At 59.4% G+C, this 25,197-nt stretch carries 23 protein-coding genes; 5 read left to right on the top strand and 18 right to left on the bottom strand.

All coding sequences use genetic code 11. The features are described from left to right. Window positions 1-3: 3 nt before the first annotated feature. The 3 genes from QPL98_RS16965 to QPL98_RS16955 are packed head-to-tail and all read right to left on the bottom strand — an operon-like array spanning window position 4 to window position 2,436. On the bottom strand, window positions 4-843 hold the full coding sequence (locus tag QPL98_RS16965; RefSeq protein ID WP_303293659.1) for a thymidylate synthase: 840 nt from the start codon (window positions 841-843) through the stop codon (window positions 4-6). Then, window positions 840-1,628 (bottom strand): prolipoprotein diacylglyceryl transferase, encoded by a 789-nt coding sequence (gene lgt / locus QPL98_RS16960; protein WP_011785892.1) that lies wholly within the window; start codon window positions 1,626-1,628, stop codon window positions 840-842. Before lgt ends, QPL98_RS16965 begins: the two co-directional genes overlap by 4 nt. A gap of 10 nt (window positions 1,629-1,638) precedes the next feature. Beyond that, the gene (locus QPL98_RS16955; RefSeq protein ID WP_011785893.1) at window positions 1,639-2,436 is read right to left on the bottom strand and encodes a sulfite exporter TauE/SafE family protein; all 798 of its coding nucleotides are present in this window, start codon (window positions 2,434-2,436) and stop codon (window positions 1,639-1,641) included. Between the two features lie 92 nt (window positions 2,437-2,528). Between QPL98_RS16955 and QPL98_RS16950 the strand changes: the two genes are divergently transcribed. From QPL98_RS16950 to dxs, 4 genes are all read left to right on the top strand, one after another. Next, complete coding sequence (locus QPL98_RS16950) at window positions 2,529-3,302, top strand: NRDE family protein (RefSeq protein ID WP_014420647.1); 774 nt, start codon at window positions 2,529-2,531, stop codon at window positions 3,300-3,302. 58 nt (window positions 3,303-3,360) lie between these two features. After that, window positions 3,361-3,618 (top strand): exodeoxyribonuclease VII small subunit, encoded by a 258-nt coding sequence (locus QPL98_RS16945; RefSeq protein WP_011785895.1) that lies wholly within the window; start codon window positions 3,361-3,363, stop codon window positions 3,616-3,618. After that, window positions 3,618-4,514: a (2E,6E)-farnesyl diphosphate synthase gene (gene ispA, locus QPL98_RS16940; protein ID WP_303293658.1), complete on the top strand. Its 897-nt coding sequence runs from the start codon at window positions 3,618-3,620 to the stop codon at window positions 4,512-4,514. The genes QPL98_RS16945 and ispA overlap by 1 nt, the downstream gene beginning before the upstream one ends. 122 nt (window positions 4,515-4,636) lie before the next feature. Further along, window positions 4,637-6,568, top strand: a complete 1,932-nt coding sequence (gene dxs, locus QPL98_RS16935) for a 1-deoxy-D-xylulose-5-phosphate synthase (protein ID WP_199452106.1) — start codon at window positions 4,637-4,639, stop codon at window positions 6,566-6,568. Window positions 6,569-6,611: 43 nt separating this feature from the next. On the opposite strand, the gene ribA is transcribed toward dxs, so the two are convergent. From ribA to QPL98_RS16905, 6 genes are all read right to left on the bottom strand, one after another. Next, window positions 6,612-7,223: a GTP cyclohydrolase II gene (gene ribA / locus QPL98_RS16930; protein WP_014420644.1), complete on the bottom strand. Its 612-nt coding sequence runs from the start codon at window positions 7,221-7,223 to the stop codon at window positions 6,612-6,614. 132 nt (window positions 7,224-7,355) lie between these two features. Further along, the gene (gene moaC, locus QPL98_RS16925; RefSeq protein ID WP_199452105.1) at window positions 7,356-7,838 is read right to left on the bottom strand and encodes a cyclic pyranopterin monophosphate synthase MoaC; all 483 of its coding nucleotides are present in this window, start codon (window positions 7,836-7,838) and stop codon (window positions 7,356-7,358) included. Between the two features lie 87 nt (window positions 7,839-7,925). Continuing rightward, window positions 7,926-8,915, bottom strand: coding sequence for a Nudix family hydrolase (locus QPL98_RS16920; RefSeq protein WP_199452104.1), 990 nt, complete (start codon window positions 8,913-8,915; stop codon window positions 7,926-7,928). Further along, on the bottom strand, window positions 8,896-10,113 hold the full coding sequence (gene argJ / locus QPL98_RS16915) for a bifunctional glutamate N-acetyltransferase/amino-acid acetyltransferase ArgJ (protein WP_199452103.1): 1,218 nt from the start codon (window positions 10,111-10,113) through the stop codon (window positions 8,896-8,898). Before argJ ends, QPL98_RS16920 begins: the two co-directional genes overlap by 20 nt. A gap of 101 nt (window positions 10,114-10,214) precedes the next feature. Then, window positions 10,215-12,953, bottom strand: a complete 2,739-nt coding sequence (gene secA / locus QPL98_RS16910; protein WP_199452102.1) for a preprotein translocase subunit SecA — start codon at window positions 12,951-12,953, stop codon at window positions 10,215-10,217. A gap of 89 nt (window positions 12,954-13,042) precedes the next feature. Continuing rightward, the gene (locus tag QPL98_RS16905) at window positions 13,043-13,999 is read right to left on the bottom strand and encodes a M23 family metallopeptidase (RefSeq protein WP_153740860.1); all 957 of its coding nucleotides are present in this window, start codon (window positions 13,997-13,999) and stop codon (window positions 13,043-13,045) included. Window positions 14,000-14,212: 213 nt separating this feature from the next. Between QPL98_RS16905 and QPL98_RS16900 the strand changes: the two genes are divergently transcribed. Beyond that, a complete protein-coding gene (locus QPL98_RS16900; RefSeq protein WP_153740859.1) occupies window positions 14,213-14,662 on the top strand; it encodes a DUF721 domain-containing protein in 450 nt (149 codons plus the stop codon). Window positions 14,663-14,673: 11 nt separating this feature from the next. On the opposite strand, the gene lpxC is transcribed toward QPL98_RS16900, so the two are convergent. From lpxC to murD, 9 genes are all read right to left on the bottom strand, one after another. Next, complete coding sequence (gene lpxC, locus QPL98_RS16895) at window positions 14,674-15,588, bottom strand: UDP-3-O-acyl-N-acetylglucosamine deacetylase (RefSeq protein ID WP_011785905.1); 915 nt, start codon at window positions 15,586-15,588, stop codon at window positions 14,674-14,676. 210 nt (window positions 15,589-15,798) lie between these two features. Continuing rightward, complete coding sequence (gene ftsZ / locus QPL98_RS16890; protein ID WP_011785906.1) at window positions 15,799-16,956, bottom strand: cell division protein FtsZ; 1,158 nt, start codon at window positions 16,954-16,956, stop codon at window positions 15,799-15,801. Between the two features lie 100 nt (window positions 16,957-17,056). Then, complete coding sequence (gene ftsA / locus QPL98_RS16885) at window positions 17,057-18,292, bottom strand: cell division protein FtsA (RefSeq protein ID WP_011785907.1); 1,236 nt, start codon at window positions 18,290-18,292, stop codon at window positions 17,057-17,059. 36 nt (window positions 18,293-18,328) lie between these two features. Further along, on the bottom strand, window positions 18,329-19,168 hold the full coding sequence (locus tag QPL98_RS16880; protein WP_011785908.1) for a cell division protein FtsQ/DivIB: 840 nt from the start codon (window positions 19,166-19,168) through the stop codon (window positions 18,329-18,331). Further along, the gene (locus QPL98_RS16875) at window positions 19,161-20,138 is read right to left on the bottom strand and encodes a D-alanine--D-alanine ligase (protein ID WP_014420638.1); all 978 of its coding nucleotides are present in this window, start codon (window positions 20,136-20,138) and stop codon (window positions 19,161-19,163) included. The genes QPL98_RS16880 and QPL98_RS16875 overlap by 8 nt, the downstream gene beginning before the upstream one ends. Beyond that, entirely contained in the window at window positions 20,131-21,576 is a 1,446-nt protein-coding gene (murC, locus tag QPL98_RS16870; protein ID WP_023008915.1) for a UDP-N-acetylmuramate--L-alanine ligase, read from the bottom strand. Before murC ends, QPL98_RS16875 begins: the two co-directional genes overlap by 8 nt. Continuing rightward, window positions 21,569-22,660 (bottom strand): undecaprenyldiphospho-muramoylpentapeptide beta-N-acetylglucosaminyltransferase, encoded by a 1,092-nt coding sequence (gene murG / locus QPL98_RS16865; protein WP_023008916.1) that lies wholly within the window; start codon window positions 22,658-22,660, stop codon window positions 21,569-21,571. The genes murC and murG overlap by 8 nt, the downstream gene beginning before the upstream one ends. Next, window positions 22,653-23,852, bottom strand: a complete 1,200-nt coding sequence (ftsW, locus tag QPL98_RS16860; protein ID WP_023008917.1) for a putative lipid II flippase FtsW — start codon at window positions 23,850-23,852, stop codon at window positions 22,653-22,655. Before ftsW ends, murG begins: the two co-directional genes overlap by 8 nt. After that, window positions 23,852-25,192, bottom strand: a complete 1,341-nt coding sequence (gene murD / locus QPL98_RS16855) for a UDP-N-acetylmuramoyl-L-alanine--D-glutamate ligase (RefSeq protein WP_303293657.1) — start codon at window positions 25,190-25,192, stop codon at window positions 23,852-23,854. Before murD ends, ftsW begins: the two co-directional genes overlap by 1 nt. Between the last annotated feature and the right edge of the window lie 5 nt (window positions 25,193-25,197).

Raw genomic sequence — 25,197 nt, 5'->3', positions numbered from 1 at the left:
TGGTCAAATCGCTATAGGGGCTTTGATCACGGGGTACGGGTCGTAACCTTCGAACTCGAAATCTTCCAGCTCGTAGTCGAAGATGGATTCCGGTTTACGCTTGATGACCAGCTTCGGCAACGCGCGGGGCTCACGCCTGAGCTGTTCGAATACGATGTCGTCCGTCAGGTGATTCCGGTACAAGTGGCAATCACCAAACGTGTGCACGAACTCGCCCACCCCCAGATCACACTGCTGCGCAATCATATGGGTCAACAAGGCATAGGACGCAATATTGAAGGGCACACCCAGGAAAAGATCGGCGCTGCGCTGATAGAGCTGGCAAGACAACTTGCCGTCGGCGACATAGAACTGAAACAGACAGTGGCAAGGCGCCAGGGCCATGCGCCCCTCCCGCACGTTATCCTGCGGGCTGATGGACTCGTCCGGCAGCTCAGCCGGATTCCAGGCGGAGACAATCAGGCGTCGGGAGTTGGGCTTGGTGCGAATCTGCTCGATCACCTCGCTGATCTGGTCAATCACGCGGCCGTCGTGGCATTGCCAGCTGCGCCACTGCTTGCCGTAGATCGGCCCCAGATCGCCGTTTTCCAGCGCCCACTCATTCCAGATGCTGACTTTGCGTTCCGCCAGCCAGGTGTTGTCGGTGGAGCCCTTGAGGAACCACAGCAGCTCATAAATGATGCTGCACAGGTGGACCTTCTTGGTCGTCACCAGCGGGAAACCGTCCTGCAGATTGAAACGCATCTGGCGGCCGAACACCGAGCGGGTGCCCACGCCGGTGCGATCACCTTTGTCGAATCCGTTATCGACAACATCCTGCATCAGATCGAGATAGGCTTTCATTGGACGTTTCTCCGATAAGCAAGGAACATCAGGGCGGCGCCGGCGGCAATCATCGGTGCAGAGAGCACCTGCCCCATCGTCAGCCAGTCAAAGGCCAGGTAACCCAACTGTGGATCTGGCTGGCGAACGAACTCCACCAGGAAACGGAAGATGCCATAGCACACCAGAAACAGGCCGGACACTGCCATTTTCGGGCGGGGCCTTGAGGAGAACCACCAGAGAATCACGAACAGGAGTACGCCTTCCAGCGCGAACTGATATAACTGCGACGGGTGCCTGGCAAGGCTGTCTGGCGCCTGCGGAAAGACCATGCCCCAGGCTACGTCTGTCGGTTTTCCCCAGAGTTCGCCGTTTATGAAATTTCCGATTCGCCCGGCACCCAGCCCAACCGGGACCAAGGGCGCGACAAAATCGGCAATTTTCCAGAACCCGGCTCCGGTTTTTCGGCCATACCACCACATGGCCAGCATTACCCCCAGCAACCCGCCATGGAAAGACATACCGCCTTCCCAGACCCGGAGCAACCAGAGCGGGTCCGCTATAAAGGCATCGAAGTTGTAAAACACTACATAGCCAAAGCGGCCACCGAGGATCACACCCAGGGCCATATAGAACAGCAGATCACCCACCTGCTCTTCCTGCAGTGGCGACCAGGGCTTGCGGGACCGAAGACGGCCCAGCCACCAGCCGGCGGCAAACCCGACCAGATAGGTCAGGCCATACCAGTGAATTTTCAACGGCCCAAGGGCGATCGCCACCGGGTCAAACTGTGGATGTTGCAGCATGAATGCTCTCTCAGCTCAGAAGAAACCGTAAACCAACCAGAACCAGCATAATGGCAAAGATGCGCTTGAGCAGACGCCCATCCAGACGATGGGCCAGCCCGGCGCCGATTCGTGCAAAGAACACACTGGTGGCAACCACACCCACCAACGCCGGCAGGTAGATAAAACCAAGACTCAGCTCGGGCAGATCGGGATCCTGCCAGCCGGTCCAGACATTGGCCAGGGCGCCCGCAATTGCAATCGGGAAGCCGCAAGCAGCCGAAGTCGCCACCGCCTGCTGCATTTTGACGTTGCACCAGCTCAAATAGGGTACGGTCAGAGTGCCACCACCAATACCGAAGATGGCCGATGCCCAGCCAATGATACCGCCGGCTGCCCCGAGCCCTGTGGTGCCCGGAACATCCCGCCCCGGCTTCGGATTGACCTCAAGAATCATCTTCAGTGCCACCAGAATGACGAACACCCCGATAATGGTTTCCAGCACCGGGCCACTCAGCATCGCAGCTGTCCAGGCACCAAGCACAGCACCAACCACAATACCAAAAGTCATGGGGCGAAACAGATCCCAGCGTACTGCGCCATGCTGGTGGTGGGTACGTATGGAACTGATGGAGGTAAAGACAATGGTAGCCAGAGACGTCCCCACAGCAAGATGGGCTGCAATCTCCGGGCTGATCCCCTGCAGCCCGAAACTGAAGATCAGTACCGGCACAATCACCAGACCGCCACCAATGCCAAACAGACCGGCCATGGTGCCCGCCAGTGCGCCCAATAAAAGATACAGTACGATGATGCCTATCATGCTCATGGTTACAGACCACCCCGGCTCAGATCAGGCTGGTATGATACGCAGGAATGCCAGCAACTTCAGCCCACGCATCCAAGGAATTCCGTTCACCCATGTGCCTAATTGCTTTTGCCATCGGCCAGAACCCCCGCTTTCCCCTGGTGGTTGCTGCCAACCGGGATGAATTCTTCCGCCGTCCCACGGCCGCCATGGACTGGTGGCAGGCCGACAGCGGTCAGCATCTGCTGGCCGGGAGAGACCTGGCTTCTGGCGGCACCTGGCTGGCCATCAGCGCGAACGGTCAGGTTGCCGCTGTCACCAATGTGCGGGAGGGTAGCCCGGAAACCGGTCGCTCCAGCCGCGGCGAGCTGCCCGTTCGTGCCCTGGCTGAACCCGCCAGCGTATTGGGCGCTGCTCTGAACAGCGAACCCGATCGGTACGCCGGATTTAACCTGGTGTCTCTGACAGAACGCGGCGGCTGGTATTACAGCAACCGCGACGCGCACCCGGGGCGCCAACTCTTCCGAGGCAGCTTTGGTCTTAGCAATCATCTTTTACAGACACCCTGGCCGAAACTGCTGCGCCTGAGAAAGGCCTTTGCCACCGTGGTTGAAGCTGCGAGCCACCGTACCGAGGACTTGCACAACCAACTCCTGCCTTTGCTTCAGGACACCAGCCCGGCGCCCGACGCCATGCTTCCCGATACTGGCGTAGGCATTGAGACCGAACGATTTCTATCGTCACCGTTCATTGTCGGCAGTGACTACGGCACACGGGCCACTACCATCGTCACACTGGACGCACAGGGCGAAGTCAGGGTGACAGAACAATCCTGGGGACCCAATGCCCAGGCCCTGGAAAAACGGCAGTTCAGCTGGCAGCGATAGCAAACCGACTCTGTTATAATCCGCGCAATTTCCGAAACACCCGACCGGAGGTCGCCCCATGGCCGGCGAGAACACCAGCAGCGCTTCCATAGCCGACTTTGAGAAATCCCTGAACGAACTGGAACAACTGGTTCGTGACCTGGAACAGGGCGAACTGTCCCTGGAACAATCACTGGCGGCTTTCGAGCGCGGCGTCAAGCTGACACGGGAGTGCCAGAGTGCCCTGAAATCCGCCGAACAGCGGGTCGAGCAGCTGGTGCAGAACAGTGACGGCACACTGGAAACCCGGCCTTTCTCAGCAGACGACGAGCAGTGATGGACCATCGCATCCGCCAGGCGGAGGCCTATCTGGACCAGTGCCGCCAACAGGTTGATCGGGAGCTGGACCGCTGCCTTGCCCGCCACGCCACCTCAGAACGGCTCCAGGAAACCATGCGTTACAGCGTTCTGGGCGGCGGCAAACGAGTGCGTCCGGCCCTGTGCATGGCTGCCGCCCGAGCCATGGGCAGCGACGAAAGCACGGCCCTGGCGCCAGCCTGCGCTCTGGAACTGATTCACGCCTATTCCCTGGTCCACGATGACTTGCCGGCCATGGACGATGACGATCTCCGCAGGGGCCGACCGACCGCTCACATTGCCTTTGACGAGGCTTCGGCCATTCTGGCCGGGGACGCGTTGCAAACACTGGCATTTGCGTTGCTGTCCGATGCGCCGGCGTTGTCAGATCGACAACGCGTGACCATGATCTCGGAGCTGGCCCGGGCCAGCGGTCATCAAGGCATGGTTGGCGGTCAGGCCATTGATCTGGAATCCGTTGGGCGACAGCTGAGCGTGGCGCAACTGGAAGCCATGCACCGGCACAAAACCGGCGCCCTGATCGAAGCCAGTGTTCGCCTGGGCGCACTAACCTCTGAAACCGTGACCGAGTGCCAGTTGAGCAACCTGACGGATTACGCCAGCGCACTGGGGCTCGCGTTTCAGGTGCAGGACGATCTTCTGGACATCGAGGGCGACACCGAGATTATCGGCAAGCGCCAGGGCTCCGATGTGGCCAAGGCGAAACCCACGTATCCGGCATTACTAGGTATCGACGGGGCACGCCAGCACCTGGCCCGGCTTCTTGATGAAGCCCTGGTCGCACTGGAGAGCTTCGGCCCGGAAGCCGACACCCTCAGGGCCATGGCTGACTACGTGGTGGCGCGCAGCCACTGAACCATTTACAAGGCCAAAGCATCACCATTTTGTAACAACTGGCCCGGGATGTATGAAACCGGGTCGCCTGTTCCCTTATAATGCCAGCCATAGAACTCACATTCCGATAAAGACCCGAGCTGATGCAGGACACATACATTTTCAGGGAAATCCCGTCGCAGCGGCCCAATACGCCGTTGCTCGACCGGATAGACGTGCCATCCCAGCTGCGTGAGCTGCCAGCGGAGGACTTGCCCCGGCTGGCCAGGGAATTGCGAGCGTTCTTGCTGTGGTCAGTTGGCCAGACCGGTGGTCATTTCGGCGCAGGTCTTGGTGTGCTTGAGCTGACGGTGGCCCTGCACTACGTGTTCAATACCCCCGAAGATCGGCTGGTATGGGACGTCGGCCACCAGGCCTACCCCCACAAGATCCTGACCGGTCGCAAGGAACAAATGGGCAGCATTCGCCGCAAAGGTGGCCTGGCCGGCTTCCCGAAGCGGGCAGAGAGCGAGTACGACACCTTTGGCGTAGGCCATTCCAGCACATCCATCAGCGCGGCATTGGGTATGGCGATCGCCGCCCGGATGCAGAACACCGGCCGCAAGAGCATTGCCGTTATCGGGGATGGCGCCATGACCGCGGGCATGGCTTTTGAAGCCCTGAACCATGCCGGCCACCTTCATGCCGACATGCTGGTGGTACTGAACGACAACGACATGTCGATTTCACGCAACGTCGGCGGGCTTTCCAACTATTTCGCCAAACTGCTCTCCAGCCGTACCTACAATCAGGTTCGCGACAGCAGCAAGAAGGTGCTTAAAGGCACACCTCACCTGATGGCCCTGGCAAAGAAAACCGAAGAACATTTCAAGGGCATGATTGCGCCCGGCACACTGTTTGAGGAGCTGGGATTCAACTATATTGGCCCCATCGACGGTCACGACCTGCCCCTGCTGGTGGAAACCCTGGAGAACATCCGGGAACTGGAAGGCCCGCAGTTCCTGCACGTGGTCACCACCAAAGGCAAAGGCTTTGCGCCTGCCGAAGCGGACCCGATTGGCTACCATGCCATCAACAAGATCGAACCGGTGCCCGCCAGCAAGCCGGAACCGGTGAAGCCGAAACCAGCCAGCCCGAAATACGCCAACATCTTCGGGCAGTGGCTTTGCGATGCCGCCGAGCAGGACAGCCGGGTAGCCGGCATTACCCCCGCCATGTGTGAAGGCTCGGATCTGCTGGCATTTTCAGAGCGCTTCCCGGACCGCTATTTTGATGTCGCCATTGCCGAGCAGCACGCGGTCACCCTGGCGGCTGGCCTGGCCTGCGATGGCGCCAAGCCGGTCGTGGCCATTTACTCAACCTTCCTGCAGCGGGCCTATGACCAGCTGGTGCATGATGTCGCCATCCAGAATCTGGATGTCCTGTTTGCCATTGATCGTGCGGGTCTGGTCGGCGAAGATGGCCCCACCCATGCCGGCGCCTTCGACATCAGCTATCTGCGCTGCATTCCCAACATGCTGGTGATGACTCCGTCGGACGAAAACGAGACCCGGCAGCTGCTTCACACCGGCCTTGAATACTGCGGCCCGGCCGCCGTTCGCTACCCCCGGGGTACCGGGCCCGGTGCCGAAATCCAGCAGCAACTCACCCCGCTGCCCATCGGCAAGGGCCGGCGCGTGCGCGACGGTAGCCGTATCGCCATCCTCAACTTCGGCACCCTGCTGGCGCCGGGGCTGGAGGCTGCGGAAGCCCTGGGCGCCACGGTCGCCGACATGCGCTTCGTCAAGCCTCTGGATGAGGCTCTGGTACTGGAACTGGCGGAAACCCACGACTTGCTGGTCACACTGGAAGAAAACGTTGTTGCCGGTGGCGCCGGCAGCGCGGTGACGGAATTCCTGAATGCCCGCCAGGTCTCCATGCCGGTGTTACAACTGGGGCTACCGGATGCGTTCGTTGAGCACGGTCAGCACAAGGAATTACTGCGGGACTGTGGGCTGGATGCAGACGGTATTCGTCGCAGCATTGCCCGTCGAATGGAGCAGCTCGGATACCCGACAGTGGTGGCTGCTAAATAACTCGGGAAGGAAGGCGGATCAGCACTGATCCGCCAGAGATCCATCAGACCGGGTCGTCGTCCTGGTGGGTTTCCAGCCAGTGCCCCAGCTTGCTCTGCTTGGTGTTCAGGTAGTGCTCGTTGTGCGGGTTGCGGCCCACATGCAAAGGCACGCGCTCGGCAATGTTGATGCCGTAAGATTCCAGCGCCTTCACCTTTCGCGGGTTGTTGGTCATCAAGCGCAGGCTTTTGATGCCCAGGTGTTCAAGCATGTCCTTGCACATGCTGTAATCCCGGAGATCTGCACCAAAGCCCAGGCGCTCATTGGCTTCCACGGTGTCGGCGCCCTGATCCTGCAGACGATAAGCCCTGATCTTGTTCAGCAACCCGATACCACGGCCTTCCTGACGCAGGTACATCAGAATACCCCGACCCTCCCGGGCGATACTGCGCAACGCTTCTTCCAGCTGGTAACCACAGTCACAACGCATGCTGTACAGGGCGTCGCCAGTTAAACATTCGGAGTGGGTTCGTGCCAGCAGTGGTTCTGCGCTATCAATGTCCCCCAACGTCAGCGCCACATGCTCCTTCCCGGTGTCCGGCTCCTCAAAGCCGTGCATATCAAACACACCAAAGGGGGTGGGCAAACGGCAGGTTTCAATGTAACGAACAGCCACTGTGTTTCCTCGTGGTTCGGACAAATTGGGTGGGCATTCTATCATGCGGCTGCTTGCCTGGCGTAGTGTCGACACGGTTCCCCTCCGGTTTATGCGGTACCCGAAAGGTTACGGTCGTTGCCGGGCTTCAGATCATTGGCCTTTGGCCTGCCAGTGGCCGGAGCGGCCGCCTTTCTTTTCCAGCAGACGCAGATTATCGATCACCATACCTTTGTCGACCGCCTTACACATATCGTAAATGGTCAGGGCGGCCACACTCGCGGCCGTCAGCGCTTCCATTTCAACACCGGTCTGACCGGCCAGTTTGCACCGGGTCTCGATCGCCACGGAGGCGCCATCATCGCCAGCCCTCAGTTCGACTTTCACGGAGGTCAGGTTAAGCGCATGGCACAGGGGAATCAGGTCGTGGGTTCGTTTCGCAGCCATGATGCCTGCTATCCTGGCCGTCGCCAGCACATCCCCCTTGGGGTGCTCACCTTCCAGGATCATTCTCAGGGTTTCCGGAGCCATCCGGACACAGGCCTCGGCTCTGGCCTCGCGTTCCGTCACCGCTTTGTCGGTGACATCCACCATTCGGGCTTCGCCCTTGTCATCCAGATGGGTCAGTTTTGTCACAGAAAACTCCGATTGATCTGTTGAAGAGGTTACTTTGGCATGGCCCGGGCCTGGTTGGAATCCGTAATCGCCCCGGGCCACAGATGGCTACCACCAGAAACCGATACCAGCCACGCCCTGGCCACCAAGCGCGCGGGCCCGGGACTGGTGCTCAGGTCCAAGACCTCCGATACCGTAAACCGGCACATTTGCCGTTGCGGCCAACGCCTGAAAAGCAGCCCACCCGATTCCGGGTTGCCCCGGATGGCTGGGCGTCTCCAGTACATTACCCAGGACCACGTAATCCGCCCCCAGGCGCTCTGCGTGGCGCAATTGCTCGGCACTATGACAAGATACACCCAGCCAGCAATCGTCGCTGACAGGGCGCTCTGAATGCCGCTGCGCCTCGCGCCAGGGCAGATGAACGCCTTGGGCTTCTGGCACTGCCCGACACAGGTCTGCCGCCCCATGCAGAATCAACCCGACGCCCCTTTCCCGGCACACGCCCCGAGCCGCTGCTGCCAGCTCCAGGTACGCTGCCCCGGGGAGTGTCGGAGCACGTAACACCACCAGTGAATCCGGCTGCCCCCGGTCGAGAGCGGCGCCGAGTCTGGCCAGGCCTGCCGGCGCATTCTCAATCGTTCCGGTAATCGCAAGCCGGTGGGGCAATCGCAGCGCCCTGATGATAGGCCGGTTGGCGGCGGGAAACTCTTCGTCCTTGAGCGCCTCCGGAGCCAGCCAGCTGACCGGCTGACCTTCTCTGCCCTCCGGCTCGCCCTGAGCCGAGTGGCTTGACCAGACATCAAGAAACACACACTTGTCGCCGTAGTCGTGACGTATGCCAATCAGTGGCTCCATGCTGTCCTCAGTCAGCACCAGCCCGGTCTCTTCGGCGATTTCCCGACACAGGGCCTGCTGGACAGTTTCTCCGGGCTCCACCTTGCCGCCCGGAAACTCCAGCAAGCCCCCCTGATGGGCGGTGTCCGGGCGCCGTGCAATCAGGACACGACCATCGCGAACGATCACGCCCACCGCCACATGAACGGTCTTGCGGGCAGCGGGGCGGCCGTCGGCAGTCTCAGGTACGGTATTCAGCATTGATAGTCACGTAATCATGGGAAAAATCACAGGTCCAGACCGTTTCCCGAACAGTGCCCCGCTTCAGGTCAATGGCAATGGTGATCTCTTCCTGATCCATCACCGCCTGGCCCCGAGCCTCGGAGTAATCGTCGGCGCGACCACCATTGCGCACTAGGCAGACATCGCCCAGGTAGATTTCCAGGGCGTTCAAATCCAGATTCTCCACGCCGGCACGGCCAACGGCTGCCAGGATACGCCCCCAGTTCGGGTCTGAGGCGAACAGGGCTGTTTTTACCAGCGGGGAGTGCGCCACGGTGTAGGCCACATCCAGCGCTTCTTGCTGGTTGGCTGCGCCACTGACATCGATGGTCACAAATTTGGTGGCGCCCTCTCCATCCCGGACAATGGCGTGGGCCAGTTCCAGGTACACCTCCTGCAGGGCCGCCCGCAATACCGGCAGCAGCGGGCTATCGGCGGTAATTTCAGGCCCGCCATACTGGCCGCTGGCCATCAGCATGCAGGCATCATTGGTGGAGGTGTCGCCATCAATGGTAATGCGGTTAAAAGACTTCTCGCCAAGCTCAGAAGCCAGCGTTTGCAAAACCTCCGGCGCCAGACGGGCATCGGTGGCGATAAAGCCGAGCATGGTGGCCATGTTGGGGCGAATCATACCCGCGCCCTTGCTGATTCCGGAAATGGTTACCCGGTGGCCATCCAGATCCAGCTGCCGCGAAGCGCCTTTAGGGCGGGTATCGGTGGTCATGATGCCGGATGCCGCCTCTGCCCAGCGGTCTTCCCGGGTGTCGGCCAGAGCCGCAGGCAGCGCACTGACGATCTTGGCAACCGGCAATGGCTCTCCAATCACCCCGGTAGAGAACGGCAATACCTGGCTGGCAGAAATGCCCGCCTCTTTCGCCAGCGCCTCACAGCAGGCCGCGGCGTCCGCCAGGCCCCGTTCGCCGGTACCGGCGTTGGCATTGCCGGTATTGATCAGCAGATAGCGCGGAACCTCCTGGGACAGGTGACGGCGGCTGAGCACCACTGGGGCCGCACAGAACTGGTTGCGGGTAAAAATACCCGCTACGCGGGTTTCCGGCGCCAGTTCAAACACCACGATGTCTTTTCTGCCGGGCTTCTTGATCCCCGCACTGGCAATGCCCAGCTTGATTCCCGCCACCGGGAAGAAATCGGGTAAGGTTCCGGGACCTACCGCCATGCCTGTCTCCTTGATTTTTCCTGATCTTCAAACGACAGAACCCGCAAGCGCCAGCGTACTGGCGAATTGCGGGTTCTGGTTTCCGGCTACTCGGTGGCTGGTCAGCTCACCTTTCCGCAGCACTGCTTGTACTTTTTGCCAGACCCGCAGGGGCAGGGCTCGTTTCGGCCGACCTTGCGCTCCTGGCGGACAAAGGTCTCCGGGGTGGTCTGCTGGCCCTGCTGGCCACCGTCACCCTCCCCTTCTGCCTGGGCGGCACTGGCCTGCTCGTGGCGGAGTTTGGCGCGAGCCATTTCCCGCTCCAGCTCTTCCTTGCGTCGACGTTCAATTTCCGCCATTTCTTCCTGACTCTGAACCCGCACGTGGCAGAGTACCCGGGTAACGTCACGCTTCATGGTATCGAGCATGGTTTCGAACAGGTTAAACGCCTCGCGCTTGTATTCCTGCTTCGGGTTCTTCTGGGCGTAGCCACGCAGATGGATACCCCGGCGCAGGTGATCCATGTTGGACAAGTGCTCCTTCCACAGGGTATCGAGCACCTGCAGGAACACCTGCTTCTCAAACTTGCGCATGGCCTCGGCACCGGCCACTTCTTCCTTGGCCTTGTACTCAGCCACGATGGCGTCGAGAATCTTCTGGCGAAGATTGTCTTCATACAGTTTGTTGTCGTCCTTCAGCCATTGCTGGATGGGCAGCTCAATCGCCATCTCGGACTGCAGCTGAGCCTCCAGCCCCTGCACATCCCACTGCTCGGGCATGCTTTGCGGCGGAATAAACTCACTGACCACCGAATCCACCACGTCTTCACGGATGGTATCGATCATCTCGGAAATGTCGTTGGACGCCATCACCTCGTTACGCTGCTCGTAGATGACCGTACGCTGATCGTTGGCCACATCGTCGTATTCAAGCAGCGTTTTACGCATATCGAAGTTACGGCCTTCGACCTTGCGCTGCGACTTTTCAATAGCATTGGTGACCATCCGGTGCTCGATGGCTTCACCTTTCTTCATGCCCATGGCCTGCATCAGATTCTTCACGCGCTCCGGCGCAAAGATCCGCATCAGGTTGTCTTCCAGCGACAGGAAGAATCGGGAGGAACCCGGATCGCCCTGGCGACCGGCACGACCGCGGAGCTGGTTATCAATCCGGCGGGATTCGTGGCGCTCGGTACCGATGATGTGCAGGCCGCCGGCGTCCAGTACCTGGTTGTGGCGCTCAGTCCACTCCGCCTTCATGCGAGCCACTTCCTCTTCCGAGGGATTATCCAGGGCTGCGACTTCATATTCCCAGTTACCACCGAGGACAATATCGGTACCCCGACCCGCCATGTTGGTGGCAATGGTAACCGCACCCGGCCGCCCGGCCTGGGCAATAATCAGGGCTTCGGATTCGTGCTGTTTGGCGTTCAGGATCTTATGGTCAATGCGCGCATTCTTCAACAGCATGGACAGAAGCTCGGAGGCCTCGATGGACGCGGTGCCCACCAGAATGGGCCGACCCTCTGCAGTCACATCCTTGATTTCATCAATGATGGCGTGGAATTTCTCTTCCTGGGTCAGGTACACCAGGTCGTTGTAATCAATCCGCTGGATCGGCTTGTTCGGCGGAATCACCACTACGTCCAGGCCGTAGATCTGGCGGAATTCGAAGGCTTCGGTATCGGCGGTACCGGTCATACCGGCCAGCTTGTCATAGAGACGGAAATAGTTCTGGAAGGTCGTCGAGGCCAGCGTCTGGCTTTCGGCCTGAATCTTGAGCCCTTCCTTTGCTTCAATCGCCTGATGCAGACCTTCGCTCCACCGGCGACCGGGCATGGTCCGGCCAGTGTGTTCGTCTACGATCACCACCTGACCGCCCTGGACAATGTAATCCACGTCTTTCTGGAACAGGTGATGGGCACGGAGCGCCGAGTGTACATGGTGCAGCAGGCTCAGGTTGGCAGCCGAATACAGGCTTTCGCCCTCTTTCAGCAGGCCCTGGCCAAGCAGCAGATCTTCGACCTTCTCATGGCCGGATTCCGTCAGTTCAACCTGGCGGGATTTTTCGTCAATGGTGAAGTCACCGGAGGATTCACCTTCCTCGCTGACCTCGCCCTTCTCAAGACTCGGCACCAGGGCATTGACGGCCTGATACAGTTTGGATGAATCCTCAGCGGCACCGGAAATAATGAGCGGTGTACGGGCCTCGTCGATCAGGATGGAATCCACTTCGTCGACAATGGCGAAGTTTAGACCGCGCTGAACCTTGTCCTCAATGCTGAAGGCCATGTTGTCGCGCAGGTAGTCGAAACCGAACTCGTTATTGGTGCCATAGGTGATATCGGCCTGATAGGCGGCACGTTTTTCTTCCTGTGGCTGACCAGACGCCACGACCCCCACCTGCATGCCCAGGAAGCGGTACAGTTTGCCCATCCACTCGGCATCACGCCGGGCCAGGTAATCGTTCACGGTCACTACGTGCACGCCTTTACCGGGAAGCGCATTCAGGTAGACCGCGGCGGTTGCCACCAGCGTTTTACCTTCACCGGTCTTCATTTCGGCAATTCGACCTTCGTGCAGGGTCATGCCCCCGATGAGCTGGACATCGTAGTGACGCATGCCCATCACCCGGCGGCTGGCCTCGCGCACCGTGGCAAAGACTTCCGGCAGCAGGCTGTCCAGCGCTTCGCCTTCATCAAGCCTGCGCCGGAACTCAGCAGTCTTGCCTTGCAACTCGGTGTCAGACAACGCGCCAAACTGTTCTTCAAGTTCATTGATGCGCGTGACAACTTTGCGCATCCTCTTGATTTCTCTGGCGTTCTTACTGCCGAACATCTTGGTTGCAAGCTTTGTGAACATAGACCACTGCTTCTTCAGTTAAACGGAGGAAGCCGGCATTCTAACCTTATTTGGCGACAGGACAAAAGGCGGGGTTCACGGGAATGGAATCAGCGGCTTGCGCGCTGGATGTATTTCACGGGATTTTCGGATTTACCATTACGGATAACTTCAAAATGCACATGGGGGCCGGTGGACCGGCCGGTGCTGCCCATCAGTGCAACAACCTGGCTTTTCTGCACCACATCCCCAACCTTAACCTTGATGGCCTTGGCGTGGGCATACCGGGTAACCAGGCCGTCGCCATGGTCGATTTCAACCAGATTTCCGTAGCCATAGCGCTCGTCGGCCCAGGTTACAACACCAGCCGCCACGGCAATAATGTCGCTGCCTTCCTTGCCTGCCAGATCAACACCGGCATGCCAGGTACGTTTTCCGGTAAAAGGATCCGAGCGGTATCCGTATTTGGACGAGAGCCAGCCCCAGGTGATCGGCCGCCCCTGCACATAGAGCTCATCTTCCAGCTTTTTGCGGGAAGCGACTTTATCGAGCAGGCGCAGTTGCTTTTCGCGATCGTTGATCTGCTGTTCCAACTGATTGATCATGTCCGTCAGCTCGGGAGCCGTGTAGGAATCCCCGGGTAGCACATCTTCTTCGGGGCCACCAACCGCTGCCGGCTTGTCAAAATTGAATTCATCGCTGGCGACCATGCCCGTTTCCACGAATCGCTGGCCGAGCGCATCCAGGCGCAGCAGACGACCCTGAATCTGGCCCAGCCGAAGGGTCAGTGCATCAATCTGCTGCTGCACGTTCTCACGAACCCGGGCGACTTCGTCCTTCTGATCTTGCAGCCTTTCTTTCCAGCCGGCCACAAGCTCAGACTCGGTGGGTTGCCGAGCTTCAAACTGACTGATCGCCACCTGATAGCCAGCCCATCCGGCTGCCGCCAGCGTGGCCAACACCAGAAAGACCAGGCCACACAACAGCGGCCCATTCAGCGGTATTGCCCTGGACTGACCGTGACGTTTGCCTACGAAAATTACGTTCATATCGTCTTTCGGTTTCATTGTTGAGCCGCAACCGTATCCCTGTAGTGCTGCGACCCGGAAATATTCCGAGCGGGTCTGCTATCCTTGGCAACAACTACGTACTGAATAATCGCAGCGCCCGGTAGACTCTCTCACTCGTGACAATGTAAAACGAGAGTAACAATGGCGCTACGCACAAAGCGTGCCGAAGTGTAACCAATCGTAAACAGGCTCGTCGAGAAAAAAGCGACCATGACGGAAAAAAATGATCAAAAAATGATCTTCGGCAAAGGATCGGCTGGCAACAATACGCTCAAAGAGCTGATGTCCAAAGCCGAACTGCACCTACAGGCCGAACAACTGGTACTCGCGGCCATTCCCGCAGAACTGTCCGAGGCTACCCGATTCGTCAGCTGTCGGGAGGGGGAACTGGTGCTGTCCACTAATAATGCGAGCAAAGCCACGCGACTGCGCTTCCGCCAGCACGAGATCATGTCGGCACTGAGGGAGAATGAACTGTTCCGCTACGTCTGGAAGGTCAGAATCAAGGTCAGCCCACCCAGATTCGCCAGCCGACGCAAACCGGTAAAAGAGCCGCTCAGCAAAGAAAATGCCCGGCTCCTCCAGGAGGAAGCCGGGCACACGAAGGATAAAGCTCTACGCGAGGTTCTCGAAAAACTCGCCAGCCACGTCCGGGATTAAGGCTTCCCGCCTTAACCCGCCGCCAGCACAGGTTTCATGTAAGAGATAGGTGCAGTGGCTTCATCATCGAAGGTCACTACTTCCCATGCATCTTCTTCTGCCCTGAGCTTGCGCAGCAGCTTGTTGTTCAGGTCGTGACCTGATTTGATACCACGGAACTCACCAATCAGGCTGTTGCCCAACAGATAGAGATCGCCGATGGCATCCAGTACCTTGTGCTTGACGAACTCGTCATCGTAGCGGAGACCGTCCTCATTGAGGATCTTGTAGTCGTCCACCACAATCGCATTATCCACGCTGCCACCCAGTGCCAGGTTCATCGCCCGCAGCTTTTCGATATCGCGCATGAACCCGAAGGTTCTGGCCCGGGACACTTCCTTCACAAAGGAGGTGCTGGAAAAGTCCACGGTCGCTGTCTGGGCACGGCCCTTGAAGACCGGGTGATCGAAATCAATCCCGAAGCTCACCTTGAAGCCTTCAAACGGCAGGAAGGTAGCTTTTTTGTCGCCCTCTTCCACAGTGACTTCGCGCTTGATGCGGATAAAACGCTTGGCCGCTTCCTGCTCGGAGATACCGGCAGACTGAAGCAGGAACACGAACGGCCCGGCAGAGCCATCCATGATCGGCACTTCTGCAGCGCTGAGTTCGACAAAACAGTTGTCGATGCCGAGACCAGCCATGGCGGAGAGCAGATGCTCTACCGTCGCCACACGGACACCGTCTTTTACCAGCGTCGTGGACAGCATGGTCTCACCCACATTCTCCGCACAGGCACGGATTTCGACCATCGGGTCGAGGTCCGTGCGGCGGAAGATGATCCCCGTGTCGACGGGTGCTGGCTTCAGGGTCAGGTATACCTTTTCCCCGGAATGCAGGCCAACACCGGTCGCGCGGATGGTGTTTTTGAGTGTCCGTTGTCTGATCATCGGTTCATTATTCCGTCACAAAAAGTCGATATTCTGAACAAAAAACTGCCCGGAGAATATCAGAATTCAAGACTGAGTACCATTTAACCAACATGACTTTACTTAACTTTTGCAATAGTCATGAGCTATGGCGCATCAGCTCAACTTAGGCGGAAGCTTATGCTTTCTGATTCACAGTAAAGCCAGCCCTGCCACGGTTGAAACAGATTATCAATCAGCCTGCCGGCGAAGGAATGCGGGAATATCGAGATAGTCCACGCCCTGTTCTTCGCTTTCTTTGCTCTGATCCAGCGCCACATTACCCTGGGCAACCGCACGACGACGCAACACGGCCGGGCGATCCAGCTGGTTGTAATCGGTCTTGCCATCGAGGGTACGGGTGTTGTCCACCACCTTGGTCGGCTTCTCGCGCTCGCCACCCAGGCCAGTCGCCACAACAGTAACCTTGAGCTCGTCGGTCATTTCCGGATCGATCACGGTACCGACCACCACAGTGGCTGAATCGGACGCGAATTCGCGCACAATGTCGCCCACTTCGGAGAACTCGCCCAGATTCAGGTCCATACCAGCGGTGATATTGACCAGAATACCCTTGGCACCCTGCAGGTTGATATCTTCGAGCAGCGGGCTGCGAACCGCGGCTTCTGCGGCTTCACGGGCACGATTCTCGCCGGTGGCGCGACCGGTACCCATCATCGCCATGCCCATCTCGGACATAACCGTTTTCACGTCGGCAAAGTCGACGTTGATCATACCGTTGCGGGTAATCAGGTCAGCAATGCCCTGAACCGCACCCAGCAACACATCATTGGCGGAGGCAAAGGCATCCAGCAGGCTGGTTTTCTTGCCCATGACTGCCAACAGCTTTTCATTGGGAATGGTAATCAGGGAGTCAACGCTCTCTTCCAGTTCCTTCAGACCGGCTTCAGCCACGCTCATGCGCTTGCCGCCTTCAAACTGGAATGGCTTGGTAACCACCGCAACCGTAAGGATACCCAGCTCACGGGCAACTTCAGCAACCACGGGGGCTGCTCCGGTGCCGGTACCGCCACCCATGCCGGCGGTGATGAACACCATATCGGAGCCGCTCAGAGCTTCGGCAATACGGTCGCGATCTTCCAGTGCAGACTGGCGACCGACTTCCGGATTGGCACCCGCACCCAGGCCCTTCGTGATGTTGCCACCCAGCTGAATAATCTGACGTGCGTCCAGGTCCTTCAGGGCCTGGGCATCTGTGTTGGCGCAGATAAATTCAACGCCTTCCACGTCGCTGTTGAGCATGTGACGAACGGCGTTGCCACCGCCACCGCCAACACCGACGACCTTGATAACTGCGTTCTGCTGAACATTATCAACGAGTTCAAACATTTCCCCTACTCCTTCGTGCTGTGTCCGGCCTTTCCAGGCCGGTTGCTTCAATCGTTGTGTTTTTTTCGAGAGACCTTCGTGTACTGCAACCGGAACACCGTCAGAAATGACCGGTGAACCAGGCTTTCATGCGCTCAACCAGCGAGGGAGCCTCCTCCCCCTTGAGCACCGGCGCCCGGCCAAGATCCATTTGCCGGAAGCCATGGATCAACAATCCGACGCCAGTGGCGTATATCGGGTTGTTGACCACTTCCGTCATACCGGAAACCGCCTGCGGACAGGCCAGTCTTACCGGCATGTGGAAGATTTCTTCAGCCAGCTCCACCACCCCTTCCATGGTGGACGAGCCGCCTGTAATCACGATGCCTGCCGGGATCAGATCCTCGAACCCGGACCGGCGTAACTCAGACTGCACCAGCGTGAACAGCTCCTCATAGCGGGGCTCAACGACCTCCGCCAGAGCCTGACGCGAAAGATCCCGCGGAGCCCGGTCTCCCACGCTGGGAACCTTGATGGTTTCTTCCGCACCCGCCAGTTGGGTCAGGGCGCAGGCGTACTTGATCTTGATTTCCTCGGCATTCTGGGTGGGCGTGCGCAACGCCATGGCAATGTCGTTGGTCACCTGGTCACCGGCGATCGGGATGACTGCGGTATGGCGAATTGCCCCGCCCGTGAACACGGCAATGTCGGTTGTACCACCACCGATATCCACCACACAGACGCCCAATTCTTTTTCATCCTCGGTCAGGATGGCGTGGCTGGAAGCCAGTTGTTCCAGAATGATGTCGTCCACTTCCAGCCCACAGCGCTTGACACACTTCTCGATGTTCTGGGCTGCATTCACGGCACAGGTCACCAGGTGCACCTTGGCCTCGAGCCGCACACCTGACATCCCCATCGGTTCCTTGATACCTTCCTGGTTATCGATGACGAACTCCTGAGGCAGGATGTGCAGGATTTTCTGGTCCGCCGGAATCGCCACCGCCTGGGCAGCGTCAATCACCCGGTCAATATCCGCCTGGGTGACTTCCCGGTCTCGGATCGCCACGATGCCGTGGGAATTCAGGCTCTTGATGTGGCTGCCAGCAATACCGGCGTACACCGAATGAATGCGACACCCCGCCATCAGTTCAGCCTCTTCGACTGCGCGCTGAATGGCCTGTACCGTGGTTTCAATGTTCACCACTACACCGCGCTTGAGCCCCCGGGACGGGTGTGAACCGATACCGACTACTTCGATGGTTCCATCCATCTTGCGCTTGCCGACTATCGCCACCACCTTGGAGGTTCCAATATCCAGGCCGACAATCATGTTTTCCGTTTCAACCGATGACATGTGTTTCACCAAACCCCAGGTTCGTAGTAATCGTTATCAGGATTTCGGAGCAGCCTGAGCCACGTCCGTCTTCCACTGCACCGCTACCCCGTTCGAGTAGCGGACATCTATCCGGCTGACCTCATCAACCCGCGAGGCCAGACGGTTCTCATAAACGGTGATAAAGCGTTCAAACCGTTGTTCTACCTGATCTCGCCCCAGCACCACTTCGATGCCATTGCTGAGAGTCAGGGTCCAGGCGCCACGTTGCTCCAGCGCCAGTCCGGCAAAACCCAGGCCATATCCCACCAACTGCTCGCTCATGGTCCGGGCCATACCGATCACGTCCCTGACCCGCTCATCCGGCCCAGCCAGACGAGGCAGCTTTCCGGCCACCTCCGGATTCGGCGGCGAGAACAGTTCGCCTGAACGGCTCACCAGTCGACCATCGGTCCAGTAGGCCAATGGCTTCTTTTCCCGAATATCGATTTCAAGACGGCCTGGCCAGACTCGCTTTATCGCTGCCGACGCCACCCAGGGGCGCCGTTCCAGTTCAGCCTTGATGTCAGCCAGATCGGTGGCGAAATAGCTTTTGCCAATCCAGGCGCCGGCCGCTCGCTCAATAGCCGTCTGGCTGTCGCCAACAAATTCGCCCCGCACATCCACCGCCAGGATCTGCTGATCCATGGCGGTCAGCATCCGGTCCGTTGCCCAGGGCACCATGGCGGCCAGAAGTACCACCGTTGCGCCCAGGCCGACCTGCAACCAGGGTACGGCCGACAGCACAGCTTTCAACACACCAAACCGGTCCCGCTCAGGCCCGACAGAGGTTGCCCCCCGGCGGCGTGGCGGTTCGGGCGGTACCGCCCGGCTCCGGATCAGCAACGTCTCAAGCATCGATGCCCTCCGCCAGCGTATCCCTGAGAATTCGCACCACCAGTTCTTCAAAACTGATGCCGGCCGCCTTTGCAGCCATCGGCACCAGGCTGTGGTCCGTCATACCGGGAACCGTGTTCACCTCAAGCAACCAGAACTCACCGGTCCGGTCCTGCATGATGTCGACCCGTCCCCAGGTGCGACAGCCCAGCACCCGGAAGGCATCCAGGGCCAGATGCTGCAATCTCAATTCGTCATCCGGCGCCAGACCACAGGGAATACGGTACCGGGTATCGTCCGCCAGGTACTTGGCGTCATAGTCGTAAAAGGCGTGATCGGTGCTCAGGCCAATCGCCGGTAACGCTTTGTCCTGTAGCAGGCTGACGGTAAACTCCGGCCCTTCGATCCACTGCTCTACCAGCACCAGATCATCCAGCCGGGCTGCCGCCTCATAGGCTTCAGCCAGCTCTGCCGCGCTGCTCACTTTACGGATACCGATACTCGAACCTTCGTGGGCCGGTTTCACACTCAGGGGCGCCCCCAGTGCCGTCACAATGTCCTCGGCCTCGCTCACGGAGGTCATGGCACGAAATGCCGGCGTAGGCAGCCCACAACCTTCGAACACATACTTGGTGCGCAATTTGTCCATGGCCAGTGCCGATGCCAGCACTTCACTGCCGGTATAGGGAATGCCTGCCTGCCCAAGGATCGCCTGAAGGGTCCCGTCTTCGCCACCACGGCCATGAAGGGCAATGAACACGCGATCGAAATCGGGTTCGTCCACGGTCCGCAGCAGACAGCCCCGAATGTCCCGGCCAACCGCATCAATACCCGCCGATTGCAGCGCTGCCAGCACGGCTTTGCCACTTTTCAGGGATACTTCCCGCTCGGCGGAATCGCCCCCCATGAACACAGCCACGCGCCCCAGTGCCCGAACCAGTTCGGGGGGGGCCTGATACGGCTGAATGTCGTTGTGGGTCAGATCACTCACTTGCCTTGACTCCTGCTGCTGCCAGCCTTGCTGCTACGCCACCGATATCGCCGGCCCCCTGGGTGATCAACAGATCACCATCCTGCAGGACATTGGCCAGCAGACTCTCGATTTCACGGTTATCTTCAACGAACACGGGTTCTACCTTGCCCCGCTGCCGGATGCTCCGGCACAAAGCCCGCCCGTCTGCTCCCGGAATAGCCGGCTCACCCGCGGAATACACATCCATCAGCAACAGTCCATCCACTTCGGACAATACCCGCACGAAATCCTCATATAGATCCCGTGTCCGGGTATACCGGTGTGGCTGATACAGCATCACGATCCGGCGCTGGGGCCAGGCTTCGCGGGCAGCCCGGATAACGGCCTCCACCTCGGTGGGGTGGTGGCCGTAGTCGTCCACCAGCGTCGCTGCTGCTTTCGGTGTCTGATACTCGCCATACACCTGGAACCGACGGCCAACACCGGCAAATCCAGCCAGCCCGCGGCAGATGGCCTGGTCGTCCACCCCTTCATCGGTCGCCACGGCAATCGTTGCCAGGGCGTTCAGAACGTTGTGACGACCCGGCATTTTCAGCTCCACCTGGAGATCCGGCCGACCACCAGGGCGACGCACCAGGAACCGGGTCTTCAGACCATCAGAGGTAATGTTCTCCGCCCGGTAATCAGCATCAGGATTGTCGATGCCATAAGTGATAATGGCCCGGGAAATGCGTGGAATGATCTCCTGAACGTAGTCGTCGTCCACGCACATAACCGCAACACCGTAAAACGGCAGGTTGTGCAGGAAGTCCACGAAGGTCTGCTTTAGCTTTTCGACATCCCCACCGTAGGTGTCCATGTGGTCAGCTTCAATGTTGGTGACCACAGAAATAACCGGTGTCAGATGCAGGAACGACGCATCGCTTTCGTCGGCTTCTGCCACCAGGTAACGGGAACCACCCAACTGGGCATTGGTTCCGGCGCTGTTGAGTTTGCCACCGATCACAAAGGTGGGGTCCAGTCCGGCCTCTCCCAACACGGAGGCAATCAGGCTGGTGGTTGTGGTTTTGCCGTGGGTACCGGCCACAGCGATACCATGGCGATAGCGCATGATCTCCGCCAGCATCTCGGCCCGGGGTACAATCGGTACCCGCCGTTCACGGGCAGAGACCACTTCCGGGTTGTCGCCGGCAACGGCCGAAGACACTACCACCACGTCGGCCAGATCGGTGTTTTCGGCGCGATGACCGATGTACACATCGACATCCATTGCCCGCAGGCGCGCAGTAACAGCACTGTCCCGGATATCAGAGCCAGATACGTCATAGCCCTGGTTCTTCAGGACTTCGGCGATACCGCTCATCCCGGCACCACCGATCCCGACAAAATGGATGCGGCGGATCCGGCGCATTTCCGGCACCTGATAGACCAGTGGCGGATTGGTTGCATCAGCCATTGGCGGCCTCCAGACAGTAATTCACGACTCTCTCCGTTGCATCAGGGCGGGCCAGCGAGCGGGCGGCCTTCGCCATGGTCAGAATTCGTTTTCGATCTGTTGCCAGATCTTTCAGGGTTTCCGCCAGCACCTCCGGGTTCAGCTTTGGCTGCGGAACCAGAATGGCCGCCCCGGCTTTCACCATGTGCTGGCCGTTCCGGGTCTGGTGGTCATCGACCGCGTGGGGGAATGGCACCAGCACCGCGCCAATTCCCGCCGCACAGAGCTCAGACACCGTCAGCGCTCCGGCACGGCAGATCACCAGATCAGCCCAGCCATAGGCCTCCGCCATATCGCGGATAAAGGGCTCAATGCTGGCACTGACTCCGGCTTCGTCGTAGGCCGCCCGGGCCGCCTCGAGATTCTTCTCACCGCATTGATGCCGAACATCCGGGCGATCAGCCTCCGGCATCAGCGCCAGGGCCCGGGGCAGCTGCTGATTGAACACCTGGGCTCCCAGGCTGCCACCAACAACCAACACCCGGAGCCTGCCACTTCGGCCCGCCAATCGTTGTTCGGGGGCGTCCATCGACGCCACTTCGCCCCGCACCGGATTGCCAGTACAGCGGGTAACCGTCTGGTCACCAAAACTGTCAGGAAACGCCTCAAGCACCGTTTCGGAAAAACGTGTGAGCCAACGGTTAGTCATTCCAGCGATGGCGTTCTGTTCATGAATCACCAGCGGCTTGCGCATCAGCCAGGCGGCAATACCACCCGGCCCGGTGACAAAACCGCCCATACCTACCACGCAGTCGGGGCGGATCCGGCGCAAATGGGTGTAGGCTTCGCCCAGGGCGCGCATCAACCGGAACGGTGCCAGCAGCAGCGCCAGCTTGCCTTTACCGCGCAGGCCGGAAATGTGAATGAGCGACAGCGGAATATCGGTGTCTCCAATCAGACGTTCTTCCATGCCGCCGCTGGCCCCGAGCCAGTGCACCTCGTGCCCCCGTTGCTGCAACGCGCGGGCTGTGGCCAACGCAGGAAACACATGGCCGCCGGTGCCGCCAGCCATCATCAGGAAGCGACGGCGAGGTGAATCAGTCATACACTGCTCCTCCTTTGCGTCCGCTGCTCTTTGTTTCCGATGCCACCCTGGCCCGATCCTGCCGCTCCAGCTCTACCCGGGCGATAACCGCGATACCAATGCAGGTAACCATCAGGCTGGAGCCGCCATAACTGACCAGCGGCAAGGTCAAGCCTTTGGTTGGCAGGAGCCCAGTACTCACCGCCATGTTGATGCCCGCCTGCAATCCGATCAGCAGCGTGATGCCGTAGCTGAAACAGGCGCCGAACGCCATGCCGGCTTTCTCCGCACGCCGGGCAATCACCAGGCCACTGACCACCAGCGCCGCAAACAGGCCGAGCACCACCAGCGCTCCAAGCAAACCGAACTCCTCGGCAATAATCGCGTAGATAAAGTCCGTATGGGCCTCTGGCAGGAAGAACAGTTTCTGTACCGAGTTCCCCAGGCCAACGCCCACCCACTCGCCTCGACCAAAGGCAATCAGCGACTGAGTGAGCTGATAACCACTGTCGAACTGGTCTTTCCAGGGGTCGAGATAGCTGACCACCCGCTTCAATCGATACGGTTGGGTGACCACCAGAATCGTACCCAGCGCCGCCAGTACGCCAATCAATGGCATGAACCGGCTAAGCCTCACGCCACTCAGAAAAATCATGCCGGCCGCCGCCGTCACCAGCACCACCGTTGCGCCGAAGTCGGGCTGGATAACCAGCAACACCGATGCCACGCCCAAAACTCCCAGGGGTTTCAGGAAGCCCGGCCAGGTATGGAGCAGTTCTTCCCGCCGACGGACCACATAACCGGCCAGGTAGGCTATGAGGCAGAGCTTGGCGACTTCAGACACCTGAACATTGAACAGCCCCATGGGAATCCACCGGGTAGAACCATTAACCGTGCGGCCGAGCGGCGTCAGTACCAGCACCAATACCAGAAGGCCAATGCCCAGCAGCAGCCATCCGCTGCGCTCCCACCAGGATACCGGCACGTTGACAGCAACAAGAGCCGTGGCACAGCCAAGACCGGCGAACAGGATCTGGCGAATAACGTAGTGGTAACTGTTGCCCAACGTGGCGGCCGCCATGTCCATCGACGCTGACGAAATCATCACCACACCAGTCACCAGCAAGGCCACGGAGGTAATAATCAGCACCGGCAGCGGCTGCAACTCACCCGCCATACCCTGATAATGAGGAACGCTGACGCCTGCCTGCATCACAGCCCCTCCACCAAAGCGCGGAACTGCTCGCCGCGATCGTTGTAATCCTGGAACATGTCAAAGCTGGCACAGGCTGGAGACAACAGCACCCGATCGCCCGGCTCAGCCGCCTGGCGGGCAAGGCTGACCGCCTCTTGCAGTGACGTTGCGCGATACTGCGGCACTGACACGCCTACCGCCTCGGATATCTTGCCGGCATCGCGTCCAATCAGCACCAAGGCACGACAGCATGCGGCCACCGGCTCTGCGAGCGGCTGAAAATCCGCGCCTTTGCCATCTCCGCCTGCAATCAGGATCACCTTGCCTGAATCCGGCACCAGGCTTTCAATGGCGGCTACCGTGGCACCAACATTGGTACCTTTGGAATCATTGATGTAATCCACGCCATTCAGGTTGCGGACGAATTCACAGCGATGGGGCAGCCCCCGGAAGCTGCGGGCCACCTCCAGCATCGGCTCCATGGCCAGGCCAGCCGCATGCCCCAGCGCCAGGGCGGCCATCACGTTGCTGATGTTATGCCTGCCCATCAACTGGAGTTCACTGGCCAGCAAAAGGTTATCCAGGCCCCAGGTAATCCAGGTGCCCTGGTCATCATCCCGGGTACTGAAGGTCTCCGGATTCACCCGGTTAAAGCCAAAACACAGAAACCTCAGGGTATCCCGAGCCATGGGCGTGCTCAGGGCATCGTCGAGGTTCACGATGGCATTTTTGCAGCCACGGTAGATCCGTTGTTTGGCCTGGAAATACGCCATCTTGTCCGGGTACCGGTCCATGTGATCATCGCTGACATTCAGGACAGTGGCCGCCAGAGCCCCGAGTTCTTCGGTGGTCTCCAGCTGAAAACTCGACAGCTCCAGCACATAGAGATCCGCACCCTGGTCCAGCAAATCCAGCGCGGGCGTACCGATATTACCGCCCACCTGCACATTGCGGCCCGCAGCTCGTGCCATTTCCCCTACCAGGGTTGTTACCGTGGTTTTGCCGTTAGAGCCGGTGATGGCAATAATCGGCGCGTCGGCCGCATCGGCGAATAAATCGATGTCGCCGCGAATCCGGGCGCCCCTGGCCGCCGCACCGGCAATCGCCGGCTCTGCAATACTGATTCCCGGGCTGACTATCAGCTCATTGAAACCGGCAAACAGCTCCTCATCAAACTCGCCCAGGTAAATCGGGACGTCTGGCCAACCGGCCTTCAGCTCATCCAGGCCTGGTGGCTGAAGGCGACTATCAGCCACAGCAATCTCACGCCCCTGCCCGGACAGGTAACGCACGCAGGAAAGCCCGGTCTTACCGAGCCCTACGATTAACGTGCGACGATCCGAAACAATGACACTCATAGCCG

It is taken from the genome of Marinobacter sp. ST-43 (genome assembly GCF_030541085.1).
Taxonomy (GTDB): Bacteria; Pseudomonadota; Gammaproteobacteria; order Pseudomonadales; family Oleiphilaceae; genus Marinobacter; species Marinobacter nauticus.
Note: the sequence above shows the minus strand (reverse complement) of the source record. Positions and strands in the feature narration are given on the sequence as shown.